Genomic DNA, 16,756 nt, shown 5'->3' with positions numbered 1-16,756 from the left:
TTGCCGTCACCCTATAATATGCCGCCATGCAACGGAATATTCTAAATCTTAGACTAACTGTTAGCCTCGGCCCAACGCTGTTCAACATTATCGTCCTTGCCGATAAACACCGCACTGGCGAGATTTCTGAAAATACCGTGCTCGACCACGCCCGGCAGATCGTTCAAGAAATCGTCCAATTCCGACGTTTGCATATCCTCGGGAAATTTCATATCCAGAATCAAACTGCCGTGGGAACTCAGCATGAAATTGTCCTTGCCGGGGATGCGGCGCAAATCGCCTTGCCCGCCGGCTTTCTCCAATTGCGCCTTGACCATTTGCCAAGCAAATGGCATCACTTCGATCGGAATGGAAAAATTGCTGCCAATCCGGTCGACCAGTTTGCTTTCATCGACCAATACCAAGAATTGACGGCTGGCTTTGGCCAGCAGCTTTTCCCGCACTAAATCGGCGCCCTGTCCTTTCAGCAAAACCAAATCGGGATCGACTTCATCGGCACCGTCGACATACAGGTCGATTTCACTCACCTGGTCCAGCGCTAACACTGATAACCCCAATGCCCGCGCCTTGATCTGGCTGACAACGGAACTGGAGACGGCATTAAATTGCAAGCCATCCTGCTTTAGCCTGGCTAGTGCCTGGATAAAATAGTCGGCGGTCGACCCCGTTCCCAAACCCACCAACATTCCGTCCTGAACAAATGAGGCCGCGTGCTCGGCGACCCGTTGTTTGGCATTCATAACTGGCTCCCCCTAAGTCAAGTTAACGTTACCTCATAGCTTCGTTCTCAGCCCTGCTTTGCCTTGGTGAAATAAAACAGCAAGCCGAAACCCGTTAATACGGGTAGCAGAATGCGCGTTAGCAACCAAAGCCAATTGGGTATTCGCGTGGCAAAGCCCCAAAACCGTTCGCTTTCACTACGGTTGAAATCGTTAGGCAAGAAACACAGGCTGTAGGTATAAAAATGGCTGTCAAAAACATAACAGCGCGCTCTTTCTTTAATATAATGTTCGCTATAGCGCCGGTGAATCGAATCATCCCGGTAGATTTGCCGCAATACCTGATAGCCTGCTAGCAGTTTTGCGGGTATGTCTCCAGGCGAACGGTCAAATTTGAAGGTGTAATTTTCCCCGGTTTCCGCCACGGTATAGCGATAACTTTCTTCGGCCGCCTGGTAAATATGATCTCGAGTGCCGCAAAGCACCGTAAGACTTTGACAAAGCAACAATATCAACAATATAAGTCGCATCGACTTTCGCCTACTCTCAAATTCGTTTCTCGGGATTATACTCTGATAATTCAAGAACGATATTGCCTATGCAATAATCGGCATATTGGCTTAAGACCGAGACATGGAGAATTCACTTTCATGCGACACATCAACTGCCGCGCAAAATTGCTGCGTTAAATAATGCTTTACAATTCAGTGAACTACCCGTCCGAGACAGAAATATTGCAACACAAATCTAGGTTGCAGGCAAAAGACAAATGTCCGCGCATTTCCAAAAAAATCGCTTAACAGTTACAATTGTACGATTAAATCAAACAATCCACTGATTTTCCCTAGGCATTTGTGATGAATAAAAGTTTAAATTCCGACATCATCGGTAAAATTGATATCGACCCGGAAGAAACCCGCGAATGGGTGGAAGCGCTGGAGTCGGTCATCGAACAAGAAGGCAGCGATCGCGCCAGTTTTCTGATCGAAACGCTGGTGACAGCTGCCCGCAAAGCCGGCACGGACATCCCTTTCAGTGCCAACACCCCTTATGTCAACACCATCCCCATTCCGCAACAACCCAAATACCCCGGCAATACCGATATCGAACGTACGGTTCGATCCTATGTGCGCTGGAACGCCATGATGATGGTATTGCGCGCCAATAAACATACCAATGTCGGCGGCCACATCGCCAGCTTCGCCTCGGCCATTACCCTTTACGATGTCGGGCAAAATCACTTCTGGCATGCGCCATCCGATCATCACGGTGGAGATTTGATTTTCAGCCAGGGCCATTCCGCGCCCGGAACTTATGCCCATGCCTTTTTGCTCGGCCGCCTGAATGAAGAGCAGATGGATAATTTCCGCCAGGAAGTCAACGGTGACGGCTTGTCCTCGTATCCTCACCCCTGGTTGATGCCCGATTTCTGGCAATTTCCGACCGTTTCGATGGGCTTAGGACCGATCATGGCGATTTACCAGGCCCGTTTCATGCATTACATGCAAAACCGCGGCCTGGCCGATACCGAGGGCCGCAAGGTCTGGGCTTTCCTAGGCGACGGCGAATGCGACGAACCGGAAACTTTGGGCGCGATCGGCATGGCCGGACGGGAAAAGCTCGACAACTTGATCTTCGTCGTCAACTGCAACCTGCAACGACTCGATGGCCCGGTGCGCGGCAACGGCAAAATCATTCAAGAATTGGAAGGCAACTTCCGCGGCGCCAACTGGAACGTCATTAAAGTGGTCTGGGGACGTCGCTGGGACGCGCTGCTGGCGCGCGACAAAGACGGCCTGATCGCCAAACGCATGATGGAATGCGTGGACGGCGATTATCAAACCTTCAAATCCAAGGATGGCGCCTATGTCCGGGAAAAGTTCTTCAACACCCCGGAACTGCAAGCGCTGGTGGCCGATTACACCGACCAGGACATTTGGGAACTGAACCGCGGCGGCCACGATCCATTGAAAATCTTTGCCGCCTATCATGCCGCGGTCAATCACAAGGACCAGCCCACCGTGATTCTGGCCAAGACCATCAAGGGATACGGCATGGGCGAATCCGGCCAAGCGCAAAACACCAGCCATCAGCAGAAGAAGATGAGCATGGAATCGATCAAGCACATCCGCGACCGTTATCAACTACCGGTCAGCGACGAAGCCTTGAATGATCTGCCTTATATCCGCCTTGCCGAAGACTCCGAGGAATTGAAATACCTGAAAGAACGCCGCGCCGAACTGGGCGGTTTCCTGCCTTCCCGCCGAACCAAGGCCTATCCGCTGGAAATCCCGCCATTGGATAACTTCCAGGCGATGCTGAAAGGCACTGGCGAGGGCCATGAAATCTCCACGACAATGGCTTTCGTCCGCATCCTGAACCAATTGGTCAAGGACAAGCAAATCGGCAAACGCATCGTGCCCATCGTGCCGGACGAATCGCGCACTTTCGGTATGGAAGGGATGTTCAGGCAATTGGGCATCTGGTCCCAGGTCGGCCAGCTGTACACCCCGCAGGATGCCGAACAACTGCTCTTCTATAAGGAAGACAAAAACGGCCAGGTACTGCAGGAAGGCATTAACGAAGCTGGCGGGCTGTGCGACTGGATCGCAGCAGGTACCGCCTACTCCACTCACGGCGTGCCGATGATTCCGTTCTTTATTTATTATTCGATGTTCGGTTTCCAACGGGTCGGCGACCTGATCTGGGCCGCGGCCGACCAACGCACCCGCGGCTTCCTGTTGGGCGGCACCGCAGGACGCACGACGTTGAACGGCGAAGGATTGCAGCACGAAGACGGCCACAGCCACCTGATCGCCGCCACGGTACCGAACTGCTATAGCTACGATCCGACTTTCGCTTACGAACTCGCGGTCATCATCCATGATGGTTTGAAACGCATGTATGTCGAGCAGGAAGATATCTTCTACTACATCACGGTGATGAACGAAAACTACGAGCACCCCGCATTGCCGGATGGCGCCGAAGAGAGCATTCTGAAAGGCATGTATCAATTCAAGAAAGGCGCGGCGGCGAAAGGCAAACCGCGCGTGCAATTGCTGGGTTCCGGCACGATCTTCTGCGAGGTGATCAAAGCGGCGGATATGCTGCGGGAAGAATGGGCCGTAGAAGCCGACCTGTGGAGCTGTCCGAGCTTTACCGAACTGGCCCGCGACGGCCAAAGCTGCGACCGCTGGAACCGCCTCCATCCGACCCAAAAGCAACGGCAGCCTCATGTCAGCGCCTGTCTGGAAAAGGCCAAGGGGCCGGTCATCGCCGCCTCGGACTATATGCGCGCCTTCGCCGAGCAGATTCGCCCCTATATCAACGAATCCTATACCGTATTGGGCACAGACGGTTTCGGCCGCTCCGATACCCGCGAAAATCTGCGCAGCTTCTTCGAGGTGGACCGTTACCATATTACCGTCGCCGCCCTTTACAGCTTGGCCCAGAAGGGTGATATCGAGGCCGCCAAAGTGGATGAAGCCATCGCCAAGTACAACATCGACCCTGAAGCCGTTGCACCCTGGTTAAGATAAGGAAAAGAATATAAATGACATCTTTAATTGAAATAAAAGTCCCGGATCTGGGTAATGTCTCGGATATCGATGTTATCGAAGTCCTGATCCAGCCCGGCGACGAGATCGAAGTCGAACAAACCGTCGCGGTACTAGAGACCGACAAGGCCACGATGGACCTACCGTCCAGCGCGGCCGGCAAGGTCGAGCAGGTCCACATCAAGGTCGGCGACAAGGTCAACGAAGGCACCCTGATCGCCATGCTAGCCCCCGCAGCTCCCGGCGCGGCACAGGAAGAAGCTGCGGCGCCGGCAGAACCGGCACCTGCCGCGCAACCGGAAACGGCCGCGCCTGTAGCAGCGCCGGCGGTAAAAATCGAGACGGAAACGCCGAAGCCTGCCCCCGCGCCAGCCGAGGTTACCCTCCCCGCCAGCGGCGGCGCCAAGGCCCATGCCACGCCTAGCGTCAGGCTATTCGCCCGCGAACTGGGCGTCGATATCGGCCGGATCGGCAACGGTAGCGGCCGTAAGGGCCGCATCCTAAAGGAGGATGTCAAAAACTTCGTCAAGCAAGTCATGGCTTCTAGCGGCGGCGCGCAGGGCGGCGCCGGCATTCCGCCGATTCCGGCGGTCGATTTCAGTCAGTTCGGCGAAGTCGAGGAACAACCGCTGAACAAAATCAAGCGTTTGACCGGTCAGAACATGAGCCGCGTCTGGCTGAACCTGCCGATGGTCACCTACCATGACGAGGTGGACATCACCGACATGGAGGCGTTCCGCAAGGCGACCAATGCCGACAAAAACACCGAAGTCAAGCTGACCGGACTGGTGTTCATCATCAAGGCCCTGACCGCGGCGATGAAACAATTTCCGTCCTTCAACAGCTCCTTGTCGACCGACGGCGAAAAACTGTTCTTTAAAAAATACTTCAATATCGGGATTGCCGTCGACACCCCTAACGGCCTGGTCGTACCGGTGCTGCGCGATGTCGACAAAAAGAGCATCATCGAATTGTCGCGGGAACTATCGGAAAAAAGCGATCTGGCCAGAAAGGGCAAATTGCTGCCGGCCGATATGCAAGGCGGCTGCATGACGATTTCCAGCCTCGGCGGCATCGGCGGTACCGCTTTTACTCCGATCGTCAATGCGCCGGAAGTGGCGATCCTGGGCGTGACCCGGGCGAAAATGCAACCGGTCTGGAATGGCGAAAGCTTCGAGCCAAGATTAATGCTGCCGCTGGACCTGACCTACGATCATCGTGTAATCGACGGCGCGGAAGGCGCCCGCTTCATGGAAGCGATCAAATCCTATCTGGGCGATTTGCGCCGTCTGTTACTTTAAGGAAAAGGGAGAAAGGCTATGTCTGCTGAATCAACTATCAATGCGGAAGTCCTGGTATTGGGCGGCGGCCCCGGCGGTTATACCGCCGCGTTTCGTGCCGCGGACCTGGGCAAGAAAGTGGTGCTGGTGGAAAAATATCCGGTACTGGGCGGCGTCTGTCTGAACGTCGGCTGTATCCCATCCAAGGCCCTACTGCATATCGCTCAAGTCATCCACGAGGCAGATGCTTTTGCCGCGCACGGCGTGACTTTCGCCAAGCCCGAACTGGATCTGGATAAAATCCGCAGTTGGAAGGAAAGCGTCACCCAGTCGCTGAACAAGGGCCTGGCGCAATTGGTCAAGCAACGCAAGATCACCCGACTCACCGGCGTCGGCAAATTCACCTCGGCCAATACGCTGGAAGTTCACGGCGACGACGGCGTGCAAACCGTCACCTTCGATAACGCCATCATCGCCGCCGGCTCGCATCCGACCCAGATCCCTTCATTCCCCAACGACGACCCGCGTCTGCTAGACTCCACCGGAGCCCTGGCGCTGGAAAGCATTCCGGAAAAACTGCTGATCGTCGGCGGCGGCATCATCGGCCTGGAAATGGCCACCGTCTATCATGCCCTGGGTTCGAAAATCAGTGTCGTCGAATTGATGGAGCAAATTATTCCGGGCTGCGACAAGGACCTGGTCATGCCGCTGCAGAAACGCATCAAAAAACAATACGACAATATCTGGCTGAAAACCCAGGTCACGGCGATCGAAGCAAGTGACGAAGGCTTGAAAGTCAGTTTCGACGGCAAGGATGCACCGGACAGCGAAGTCTTCGACAAGGTTCTGGTCGCGGTCGGCCGCCGGCCGAACGGTAACCTGATCGACGCCGACAAAGCCGGCATCGAAATCGACGAACGCGGTTTTATTCCGGTCGATAAGCAACAACGCACCAATGTCAGCCATATCTTCGCCATCGGCGATATCGTCGGCAATCCCATGTTGGCGCACAAGGCCGCCTACGAAGCCAAAATCGCCGCCGAGGTCATCAGCGGCCATAAGAGCGCTTTCGACGCATTGACGGTGCCTTCGGTCGCTTACACCGATCCGGAAGTCGCCTGGATGGGGCTGACCGAAAACCAAGCCAAGGAACAAGGCATCGAATACGAAAAAGGCGCCTTCCCGTGGGCCGCCAGCGGTCGGTCGTTGAGTCTGGGACGCAACGAAGGCGTCACCAAGGTCCTGTGCGATAAGGAAACCGGACGCCTGCTCGGCGCCGGCATCGTCGGTCCGAACGCCGGCGAGTTGCTGGCCGAGGCGGTGCTGGCGCTGGAGATGGGCGCGGACGCCGAGGATATCGGCCTGACCATCCATGCCCACCCGACCCTGTCGGAAACCTTCGCCTTCGCGGCCGAAATGGTTACCGGGACGATCACCGATTTATACCTCAAAAAATAACCGAGGAGCCCGATCGATGGGTTTCGCTTAAGCTCTACCCATCCTACATAACTGCTCCCAGATAGCGTAGGATGGGTAGAGGCGATAGCCGAAACCCATCAATAAAATCACGATGATCAGCCGCAAACAGGATACAACACCGCGGAATCCGAGATAGCCGCCTGCATTCATTGAACTGCCTCTCAAATTTGAACATAGCAAACAACCAACTGTTGTCGGATTTGTCTACAGGAATATAAAATACAGACAGATAAAACAGGAGTTTGTTATGAACATCACCGATCCGGCCACCAGCGCGTTTAACCTGATCTCCAGTTCCCAACAAAAAGCCAGTCAGGCCGCTCACGAAATCGCAACCCTTCCCGTAGACGAGCAAGAAGTCGGAAAACCCGAAGACTTTGATTCCCGCTCGGCGCTTCCCGCTCTTCTCAGCCTGAAGGAAGCCAACCTGGAGAACCAGGCCGGCGTTAAACTACTGCAAACCGATCACGAGATGAAACAAAGCGTCATCGATATCTTTGTTTAAGGCGGAGTGGCAGATTGCCTGCGGCATCCGCCCTACACGCTGACCGAAACCTTGTAGCCCAACTTTTCAATTCGCTTGGCGAATTCCCGCATTTGTTCTTCGGGCACAGGGGTCAATTCATTTGCCTCCGGTTGCATCGACTGGCGGGCAATGCTGTAAAGCATGATCTTTTCAAGCTTTATCTCATTTTTGATCCGCGACAATAACTCCAAATATGCCTGCTTCTCTTCTTGACTCCATGGATAACGCTTGTAATTCAATACGCAAGTTTGCAGTTTGGTCGGGCACAAACCGGCACAGATATGCAAATGCTGCAGAACCTTATCGTCACTTTCCAAACTGTTATTGATCGCGACTCGCCCGGCCTTGGTCGGGCTATCGAGCTTAAACCACACCTCGCCGCCGAAACGGTTTAACTCCCGGAGCCCTTCCTGAACCTTCGCCTGATGCATCAGGCTGCCATTGGTAATCAAAACCAAACCGCTGCCCGGAAAAATCCCCTTCGCCTCGCCTATCTCACCGATAAGCCGAACCGCCTCGGCAAACTCCGGCAGACTGGTCGGCTCGCCATTGCCGGAAATGGCGATATCCTTGATTACGCGTTGCTGCTCCGGGACACCGAAACAGTCGAAAAAATCGCCATGCAGTACTCGATCGAGAAAATGCTTCAATTCACTTTCCAACAAGGCAAAATCGAGCGGCGGCGCGGATCCACGCTTTAAATCGGGCACCTGACAATAGACGCATCGCCAGTTGCAGGAATTGTTGGTATTAAAGTTAATTCCAATCGATAGCCCCCCTGCCCTGCGGGAAATGACCGGATAAATATAGTGCAACCCTGCCGCATCGCGGCGATGATCGGTGGTCGTTAAACGCTGTGTCACGGTACGGTTAAGATTCGCTGCAAAACATGTTATTCTACTGGGTTAGGAATACTTTTTTAATGTTTTTACAGGAGATAAACATGAGCGAAAGAATTATCATGCGTACCGGTGAAGCTCTCGTTGCAGGCGGGCCGCCGGGAACGGCTGCGGAACCGGAAATCGTCATCGGTGAACTGGACGGCCCTGTAGGCACCGCGTTGGCGACCCTGACCGGCGACCAAACCAAAGGCCACTCCAAGGTTTTTGCCATTCTGAATACAGACATTCAAGTGCGTCCTGTCACATTGATGGTGAGCAAAGTCACCGTTAACAATAACCGCTACACCAACATCCTGATGGGGACCGTGCAGGCGGCTATTGCCAACGGCGTACTCGATGCCGTTCGCGCCGGCGACATTCCCAAGGAAAAAGCCAACGATCTGGGCATCATTTGCTCGGTTTGGTTGAACCCTAGCGTCGCTAAAGATGATAACCTGGACCACCAAATCCTGTTCGACATCCACCGCAAGGCAACGGCGCAGGCGATCCACAAAGCGATGACCAACACGCCTGACATCGATTGGTTGCTGGAAAACCAGGACAAAATCACCCATAAGTATTTCCAAATGGGTCTGGACGGCAAAATCTAAACCGCTTTATCGTCAAGAAGAAGCCCCGCCCTTGCGGGGCTTTTGTTAAGGCGAAAAAAATCACACAGCCAACCGAAAAGAATAGAGGTTCGAAAAACCTTTTTCGGAAGCAATGACTGATTTCAGAAAATCCGCTAACCCCCAAGGAAAAGGACTTGCCCCAATTCTGGAAAACCTTCGACAGACCACCCAAAACCTGTCCGTCCCTGCCAAGGACATCCATCGCATCGCCGACGAATTATTCACTTCCCTTTTCGTCTTGCACAGCCAAATTCGCTTCAAACCGATCTGCGGCCAAGACTACTGGCTTTACCGTAAAGACGGAACCTACCAACTGTCATTGATAGCCCCGGAACAATGGACCCCGGCGCAATCCGGCCGCTACATAGGCGTTTGCCAACTACAGAAAGACCTGACCTGGACGCTGGAATTGTCCGAGCAAAGCCGCAGCGATCAGAAATTGATCACGGAAATCACCCGCCAACGCGAACGCTTCGACGAGAAAATACGCCAAGCCACGCAAGTGGACAATGTTCTGCCCGCTTACATCGAAACCTTGCCCTACTATTCCCGAATACTGGCTTCGGCTCTTAGTTATTCATTGAAACAATCGATGAGAAAGGGCGGCATCATTAGCCTGAACTTCACACAAGCAGAGCAATTATTTAACGCAGCAGAAAAATGATAGCACGGTCGTATTTTTGAACATTTTTGTTAAACATTAGCATAGCCACTACACTTACAAGATTGTTCTTCACGAATACACATTTTAAGATACAGTTTTTTTATAATATACGTTCAACCATTTCAGAAAAAAACTTCTATAACTTCATGGGCTTTTATCAATGTCTTCTTTCCCGCCTTTTCTCTCTCGGAATGTCATTTATCCCTTGCAAGAAGCGCTGTTGAGTCGCCCGACTTTCCGCTATCTAAAACAGCTCGAACAAACCCAATGGCTAACAAGAGACGACACCGAAGCCCTACAAGTAACAAAGCTACGTACGCTGCTTAGCTCCGCGTTACGACACTGCCCCTGGCATGCCGAAAGAATCAAAGCGGCCGATATAATTCCCGAGCGATGCACCCTGGAGGATTTCCGGCGTCTGCCCACCATGAGCAAACAAGACGCTCAACTGCATGGGGCCGAAATGAGATGGCGAGACGTTCCCGGCGGCAGCAAACAATACAGTACCGGCGGCTCCAGCGGCCAACCGTTGATCTTTCATTTCGGGCGCTGGCGGCAGGCTTCGGATGCAGCGGGAAGAATCAGGGCCAGGCGCTGGTGGGGAGTGAACGTCGGCGATCCCGAAGTCTATCTATGGGGCGCCCCGGTCGAACTCAACAAAACCGACAAAATCAAGACCGTTCGCGACCGCCTTCTCAATCAGCTGGTTCTCAATGCATTCGCCATGTCGCCTGAAAACATGGATCGCTATCTGGAAAGCATCAAAAAATTCAACCCCAAATGCATTTACGGTTACGCCAGCAGCATCGCGATACTGGCGAAGCATGCCCAAACCTACTCGATCGAAACAAACTTTCCCGAACTGAAAGTCATCTGCACAACCGGAGAACCTCTTTATCCCGACCAAAGGAAACTTATTCAGGAAACGTTTCACGCGCCAGTCGCCAACGAATTCGGGAGCCGGGACATTGGTTTCACGGCCCATGAAACCCCACACGGGCAAATGCTGCAAATGAGCGAAAGCATCATTCTGGAAGTACTCGACCGGCACGGCAATCCGGTCAAGGCGGGTGAAATGGGAGAAGCCGTCATGACCGGTCTCTGCTCGGAGGCGCAACCGTTTATTCGCTATCGCACCGGCGACATGATCAAACTCTCCGAGCAACCGGATAAAGACGGTAGAGGCCTTCATGTGATTGAAGAGGTCGTTGGCCGCACCACCGATTTCTTAATTCATCAAAACGGTTCGATCGTGCATGCTCTCGCAGCCATTTATGTCCTGCGGGAAACCGAAGGAGTGGAACAATTCAAAATCATTCAACACGATATCAATCAATTCGAGGTTTTAATCGTTAAAAATACCCTTTGGCACGATATTGCATTTCAACACATCGAACAAAAATTTAAGGAACGATTCGGCAATGCGGCTAATATTGATATACGCTTGATAGATAGGATCGAACCGGAAGCATCGGGAAAAATCAGACAAGTGGTGGCAAAAATTCAACCCAATTTATAAGGTTGCTACTAAAATTAACAATGATATTAGGCTTGCAACGTCCACCCAACTAAGCCGAAGCTAAGATCAAGCAAACAAGAAAAATAAAGTCAACAGAATTCATGACAAAGACACTACAAAAACTTATTTCAGTCCCTTTTAGATATAAACCTTGGCGTCCCGAGCATTTGTCCATTATTTTTGACGACCTGGTAGGTTTAGGCAAACAACCCGTTCAGAACGATGAAATCCACCTTAAAGCGGCTATTGAATGGCTTTGCAAGGCCCAGGATCAACGTAAATCATTCAATGACCGGGGCGGCGTTTCGGCCGGCTGGAGTTTCGAAGACGGCTGGCTCCCCAGCTATCCCGAAACCAGCGGCTATATCGTCGAAACCTTTTTGGCGGCCGCCGGCATTTTAAATAATCCCAGGTTGAAAGAGCGCGCTTCGGACATTATCGACTGGGAACTTTCTCTTCAAAACCCTAACGGCTCATTTCCCGGACATTTCGGCGAACACGGCAGCAAACCGGTTATATTCAACACAGGGCAAATCATGCATGGCATGATCGCCGGCTATCTGAACTTCCAGCGCGAAGAGTGTCTGACGGCTGCCGTCAAGGCCGGGGAATGGATGCTCACGCAACAAGACGAGGACGGCTGTTGGCGGCAATCGGTACATAACGACACGCCGCACACCTATAATACGCGTGCGGCCTGGGCTTTATTAAGAACGGGGTTGCTGGCTAACGAAAAAAAGTTGATCGATGGCGCCCAAAAAAATATAGAATGGGCCTTGACCCAACAAACCGAATCGGGCTGGTTCCGCACCAACGCCTTTACCGCCGACAGTTTGCCCTTTACCCATAATATCGCCTATGCGATTCGCGGCATCCTTGAAAGCGGTCTGCTACTCGAGAACCAAGCTATGATTGATGCAGCCGTAAAAGCCGCAAGAACCCAGGCCGCGCAACAACGCGAAGATGGCTGGCTGGCCGGACGATATGCCGACAACTGGACGCCGCAAGCCCTTTATTGCTGCCTGACGGGATTGGCGCAAATGTGTATTATTTGGCTGCGATTGTCTCAGTCACTCGGCCAGAATGATTTACGGCAGCATGCCGACCGGGGCATCGATTATCTTAAAGCAAACCAGCGTATCGACGACAACAAGGATTTCCGCAACGGAGCGATAGCCGGTTCAGCCCCGATATGGGGACGATATTCGATGTTCGAATACCCCAACTGGGCGGCAAAATTCTTTGCCGATGCCCTGATGATACGAATGACAGGAAACCCAATTCCGAAAACCAACAGGAGCTAACGCCGATGTCCGATCTTTCAGTAATCATATTGTGCGGGCAATCGCCGAGGCATCTGTATTTCGCCAATCACGTTTGCAAGTTTTGCAAGCCGCTTGCAATCGTCCAGGAATCGGGCAGCCATGATTTCGTCAAAAAGCTGCTTAACCTATTAAAAAATCCTAAGAAGCTATTGCAAAAAGTTTCGCGCTGGCTAAGGGATCGAAAACGCTATCGAGGCAACCCGGAAGCCAAGTACTTTTTTGGCGACCGGGAACCCACTCTGGACCGAAGCGAGCTGAGAGTCGAAGTCCCCTATATCAATGATGAACAAGTATTGTCTCTCATCGACCAGCACCAACCCGACGTCATCTTGGTTTTCGGCACCTCGTTGCTAAAGGGCGCGTTACTTGAAAAAGGCAAACTCGGAATCATCAACCTACACGGAGGACTGTCGCCCGAATATCGCGGTGCCGACTGCACCTTCTGGGCCCTTTACAACCAAGAACCGGAAAAAGTCGGCTGCACGATCCACTATATCAACGCGGGAATCGATACTGGCAATCTGATCGCCCACGTCTGTCCGGAAGTGAAAGAAAACGACACGGAATTAGTTTTGTTCTGGAGAGCGGTAAAATCCAGTACATTGGTGTATGAAGAACTCCTCAATAAACTGGAGCAAGGCGAAAAACTTGGTGCAGTCCAAAAAGAAAAAGGGAAATTGTACCAGGTGAAGGAAAGGCAATTGCACCATGAGAGAGAACTGGAAAAACTTTTAAACAACGGCTTGCTGTCAAATATCAACTTGAAAGAACGCGTTACCTGGTTTCATAAGTAACTCGTATATTATGGACTAGACACTAGTTACCCATTCGTCAAGCCTATGGAAGCCGAACATCCACTAATTATCCGATGATAGAAACCTAATAAAAAAATGTTCTATAGCCTTAAAGATAAATTGAACCGGTACCTGTTTTCACTTGCTTGCCGGCAAATAGATCAAACACCGCCCATCGTCAAAAGCACTGACAAGCCGGTCGCCGTGCTGACGCAATTGCAGCATAAAGACGTCTTAATGTTTTTAATTGCAGCAAAATCTTTTGCCAAAAGGGTTCCTCTATCCAAAGTCATTATTATTAACGACGGTTCGTTAGATCAAGACGATATTTCGAGGTTGAAACAACACATTCCGGTCGCCGACATCTACGATGCGGTAAACTATGCCGAACCGGCATGCCCTAGCCGCGGCTGTTGGGAAAGATTGCTAGCGATCGCGCATTTCACGAACGATTATTATGTTATTCAATTGGATAGCGATACGCTCACACTCTCCGCACTGGATGAAGTGAACAAGCACATCGAAACCAATACCGGATTCATAATCGGCACCTGGGATGACCAAGAAATCGAACCGATGGATGTTTGTTCGGAACGGGTACAAAAAAATGTCGGCAAATCCTTAAACGGCCATGTACAAATGGTTGCCGAAGCGTATTTCTCGGAATTGAAAAACAGCGTAAATTTAAACTATGTAAGGGGATGTGCGGGGTTTTCCGGCTTCCCGAAAGGCGGAATCAATAAAGAATTTATCGTAGAGTTTTCCACTGAAATAGAAAAGTTAATCGGCTCGAAATGGCACGAATGGGGTAGCGAGCAAGTCATGACTAACGTTACCGTCGCAAACCTTGACAAAGCGGCGGTTTTACCCCATCCCAAATACAGCGATTGCAATAAAATGAAGTTGCCATACACCTGTTTCGTGCATTTTATTGGGGATTGCAGATTCAAGGCAAATACCTACCCTAACCTGGCGAAAGCGGAAATATGGAAATTAATCAATTCCTAGATTTTATTATGATAAGGGAAAATCTTAGCTGGTTTATGTGGTAAATAACGAACAGAGCGGAAAGGGGAAAATGATACCTATACGAGTTAAGCAATTTCCAAATTTTTTCTTGGATGTTGTAAATAGAAATAAAATATTAAAAAAACCCCTTCAATCCCAGCGTAAATTTTATTTGTGTTATTTTTGCTGCGCATCCTATTTCAAATATATATATTGCTCTTTGCACAGCTTAGCCAACCATATAACAGATACCCCTTTTAGCGTTTTGATTTTCAATGATGACGAACAACCTTTATCGGATCGTCAGATAGACGTGTTGCAAGAATTGATCCCGGGAACTGAAGTGATTTCCTGGCCGAAAAGCATGGGTTGGGGCTCGAGTCAAATAAGTAATATTTGGCGCGCATACGGTAAAGCATCTGAATATGCAAACGACGAAGATATCATTGCTCGAGTTGATGCAGACGTGTTTTTTTTTAACGATCGAATATTTCAGCTTGTTAAAAGAAGTAACGCCGATCTAATTGGAGATGGACATTATGTCGGATTCAAATACACCCAAGGTGGCTGTTATTTTTTTAAAGCAAGTGCAATCAACAAGATTAACAAAATGCTGAGCAAGGAGTCTATTGACCAAGTACTTAGTGAAATAGACATAACCGTTGAAGATATTGCAGCCTTTCATTTTGCCAAGCGATTAAAACTCAAGATTTGTATGACCTGGTTCATGATGTTTCCCGATGAGATACGTAATGCCGGGAAATTAACCTTATGGCTAAAATGGAAATTTAGTTGCGCTCATTTTGTCATGAAAAATAAAACAATAATGTTAGATTTTTATATGAGTGAATGTCTTCGCGGCAAAGCATTGACAGATTTCTTACGTACAATCGAGACAAGCTAATCGGGAATTCCCTATGAAAAAAACAGACTTTAAACCTGCTCACTACCATAAGTGTCCGCGGCCGGAAATGGTTCAGTTTATTCCTGATTTCGCAAGCAATATATTAGAAATAGGTTGCGGAAATGGGAGTTTTAGTGCAGAAGTAAAAAGAATTCGACTGGAACAAGGAAGAAAAATTAAAATTACAGCTATCGAATTAGATAAAGAAAGCGCCAACGTTGCGAAATATAAATTAGACCTTGTAGTTTGTGCCGACATTGAAAAAGGTGCGCTCGATAGTGCTGAGATTAAACAACAACAATTTGATTGTATCATATGCAATGATGTCTTAGAGCATTTAATCTTACCCTGGGAAGTATTAAAGACCCTTCGTTCTTTATTAACTCCGACTGGCGTTGTTGTTGCATCTATTCCTAATGTGCGTTTCTGGGCAGTAGTAAAAGGATTGTTATTTGATGGAGAGTGGCGCTATACAGGCGAAGGAGTGCTCGACATAACGCATCTCCGTTTCTTTACAAGAAAATCAATTGAACGATTGTTCACAGAATCCGGGTATCAAATTGAAAGCCTAGTTGGAATAAACAGCTATGTAAGCGGTTGGAAATTCACTTTGTTAAATCTACTGACTTTTAACTTTTTTAAAGATATTCAATACCTTCAATTTGCAATTGTTGCAAAAAAGCACGCTTGAATTTCGTCTACGTTATGCGGATACGATGCAACCGAGTGCAGAGGGTGTTCAAAACGCTTTGTCAACTGAGTGAGTGAAACAAGGTTTGCCAATGTCGAGATAGTCATAAACGGCCGTCTTGGGTTTCGTGACTCCAACGTTTCTCGTAATCTGTATGTGCGTTACGACCAAGGAGGGAGCGCTTCTATTCGGGAAATTACGGACTGAAACACTCAAGTGTCGGTTTTCTAAATCCCGGCCTTTGATCCCCTTGTCCAACGCTTCCTGAAATTTTCAATTTCCTCCGCGCTGTAGAAATGCCGGCTGTAAACTGATCCATATACTTCGTCCAAATACTTGTCTGGTAATGCGACCTCCGAAATGAAAGCTCGGTAGGTCTCATTATAGTCTTTGCGTGCGCCGATGTTTTCCGATCGCAGTTCAAAATCCTCTATTGCCAGAAAGTCGCTCATAGCCTCCCTTACGCAGCACTCCAAATTCTCGAGTCGCATTAACAGCAACTTGGCACCGACATTCCGGAAGACAGCATACCCTACGTCGATCGGAAAAGGGTCCTTGAGTACATCGATTCCAAATACCTCCTTGATCTGTTTATCGAACCAAGTTGACGGCGTTTCGTGATCCCTTCCAATGCATCAGGAACAACTCGCGAAGCAACTCCAGAGACAGGTCGCCTCTAAGGTACCTTTCGCGATAATGCGGGGTAACGCCCAGCTGATGAAAGAACGCGGACACATTCCTCGCAACGGGGTCACGAACTAAGCTAATTAATGCCCA

16 protein-coding genes are annotated in these 16,756 nt (G+C 50.3%); 12 read left to right on the top strand and 4 right to left on the bottom strand.

Features of this window, described 5'->3' with window-relative positions; translation table 11 throughout:
• Positions 1–53 precede the first annotated feature (53 nt).
• The gene (gene rpiA, locus EP25_RS0118710; RefSeq protein WP_031435275.1) at positions 54–740 is read right to left on the bottom strand and encodes a ribose-5-phosphate isomerase RpiA; all 687 of its coding nucleotides are present in this window, start codon (positions 738–740) and stop codon (positions 54–56) included.
• A 47-nt stretch (positions 741–787) separates the two neighbouring features.
• On the bottom strand, positions 788–1,249 hold the full coding sequence (locus tag EP25_RS0118705; RefSeq protein WP_031435274.1) for a hypothetical protein: 462 nt from the start codon (positions 1,247–1,249) through the stop codon (positions 788–790).
• Positions 1,250–1,576: 327 nt separating this feature from the next.
• Here EP25_RS0118705 and aceE point away from each other — a divergent pair, with 327 nt between their 5' ends.
• From aceE to EP25_RS0118685, 4 genes are all read left to right on the top strand, one after another.
• Positions 1,577–4,258, top strand: coding sequence for a pyruvate dehydrogenase (acetyl-transferring), homodimeric type (gene aceE / locus EP25_RS0118700; RefSeq protein ID WP_031435273.1), 2,682 nt, complete (start codon positions 1,577–1,579; stop codon positions 4,256–4,258).
• Between the two features lie 14 nt (positions 4,259–4,272).
• Positions 4,273–5,577, top strand: a complete 1,305-nt coding sequence (aceF, locus tag EP25_RS0118695) for a dihydrolipoyllysine-residue acetyltransferase (protein WP_031435272.1) — start codon at positions 4,273–4,275, stop codon at positions 5,575–5,577.
• 18 nt (positions 5,578–5,595) lie between these two features.
• Positions 5,596–7,014 (top strand): dihydrolipoyl dehydrogenase, encoded by a 1,419-nt coding sequence (lpdA, locus tag EP25_RS0118690; protein ID WP_031435271.1) that lies wholly within the window; start codon positions 5,596–5,598, stop codon positions 7,012–7,014.
• 268 nt (positions 7,015–7,282) lie between these two features.
• The gene (locus tag EP25_RS0118685) at positions 7,283–7,540 is read left to right on the top strand and encodes a hypothetical protein (protein ID WP_031435270.1); all 258 of its coding nucleotides are present in this window, start codon (positions 7,283–7,285) and stop codon (positions 7,538–7,540) included.
• Between the two features lie 32 nt (positions 7,541–7,572).
• Here EP25_RS0118685 and EP25_RS0118680 read toward each other — a convergent pair whose 3' ends face one another.
• On the bottom strand, positions 7,573–8,424 hold the full coding sequence (locus tag EP25_RS0118680) for a radical SAM protein (protein ID WP_031435269.1): 852 nt from the start codon (positions 8,422–8,424) through the stop codon (positions 7,573–7,575).
• Between the two features lie 80 nt (positions 8,425–8,504).
• On the opposite strand from EP25_RS0118680, the gene fae reads away from it, so the two are divergent.
• From fae to EP25_RS0118640, 8 genes are all read left to right on the top strand, one after another.
• Positions 8,505–9,053 carry a formaldehyde-activating enzyme gene (gene fae / locus EP25_RS0118675; protein ID WP_031435268.1) on the top strand — a complete coding sequence of 183 codons (549 nt, stop codon included), beginning with the start codon at positions 8,505–8,507 and terminating at the stop codon, positions 9,051–9,053.
• Positions 9,054–9,165: 112 nt separating this feature from the next.
• The gene (locus tag EP25_RS0118670) at positions 9,166–9,738 is read left to right on the top strand and encodes a DUF2452 domain-containing protein (RefSeq protein WP_031435267.1); all 573 of its coding nucleotides are present in this window, start codon (positions 9,166–9,168) and stop codon (positions 9,736–9,738) included.
• Positions 9,739–9,898: 160 nt separating this feature from the next.
• Positions 9,899–11,257, top strand: coding sequence for a phenylacetate--CoA ligase family protein (locus EP25_RS0118665; protein WP_031435266.1), 1,359 nt, complete (start codon positions 9,899–9,901; stop codon positions 11,255–11,257).
• A 167-nt stretch (positions 11,258–11,424) separates the two neighbouring features.
• Positions 11,425–12,561 (top strand): prenyltransferase/squalene oxidase repeat-containing protein, encoded by a 1,137-nt coding sequence (locus EP25_RS0118660; RefSeq protein WP_235185952.1) that lies wholly within the window; start codon positions 11,425–11,427, stop codon positions 12,559–12,561.
• 5 nt (positions 12,562–12,566) lie between these two features.
• Positions 12,567–13,376, top strand: coding sequence for a formyl transferase (locus tag EP25_RS0118655; protein WP_031435264.1), 810 nt, complete (start codon positions 12,567–12,569; stop codon positions 13,374–13,376).
• A 96-nt stretch (positions 13,377–13,472) separates the two neighbouring features.
• Complete coding sequence (locus tag EP25_RS0118650) at positions 13,473–14,384, top strand: hypothetical protein (RefSeq protein ID WP_031435263.1); 912 nt, start codon at positions 13,473–13,475, stop codon at positions 14,382–14,384.
• A gap of 37 nt (positions 14,385–14,421) precedes the next feature.
• Positions 14,422–15,288 (top strand): glycosyltransferase family protein, encoded by an 867-nt coding sequence (locus EP25_RS0118645; protein ID WP_031435262.1) that lies wholly within the window; start codon positions 14,422–14,424, stop codon positions 15,286–15,288.
• A 13-nt stretch (positions 15,289–15,301) separates the two neighbouring features.
• Positions 15,302–15,979, top strand: coding sequence for a class I SAM-dependent methyltransferase (locus EP25_RS0118640; protein WP_031435261.1), 678 nt, complete (start codon positions 15,302–15,304; stop codon positions 15,977–15,979).
• A gap of 227 nt (positions 15,980–16,206) precedes the next feature.
• Here the strand turns inward: EP25_RS0118640 and EP25_RS0118635 are convergent, their stop codons facing one another.
• Positions 16,207–16,611 (bottom strand): putative capsular polysaccharide synthesis family protein, encoded by a 405-nt coding sequence (locus EP25_RS0118635; RefSeq protein WP_084191098.1) that lies wholly within the window; start codon positions 16,609–16,611, stop codon positions 16,207–16,209.
• Between the last annotated feature and the right edge of the window lie 145 nt (positions 16,612–16,756).

Source organism: Methylomarinum vadi (genome assembly GCF_000733935.1).
GTDB classification, from domain to species: domain Bacteria; phylum Pseudomonadota; class Gammaproteobacteria; order Methylococcales; family Methylomonadaceae; genus Methylomarinum; species Methylomarinum vadi.
This window is presented reverse-complemented; position numbering and strand designations above follow the sequence as displayed.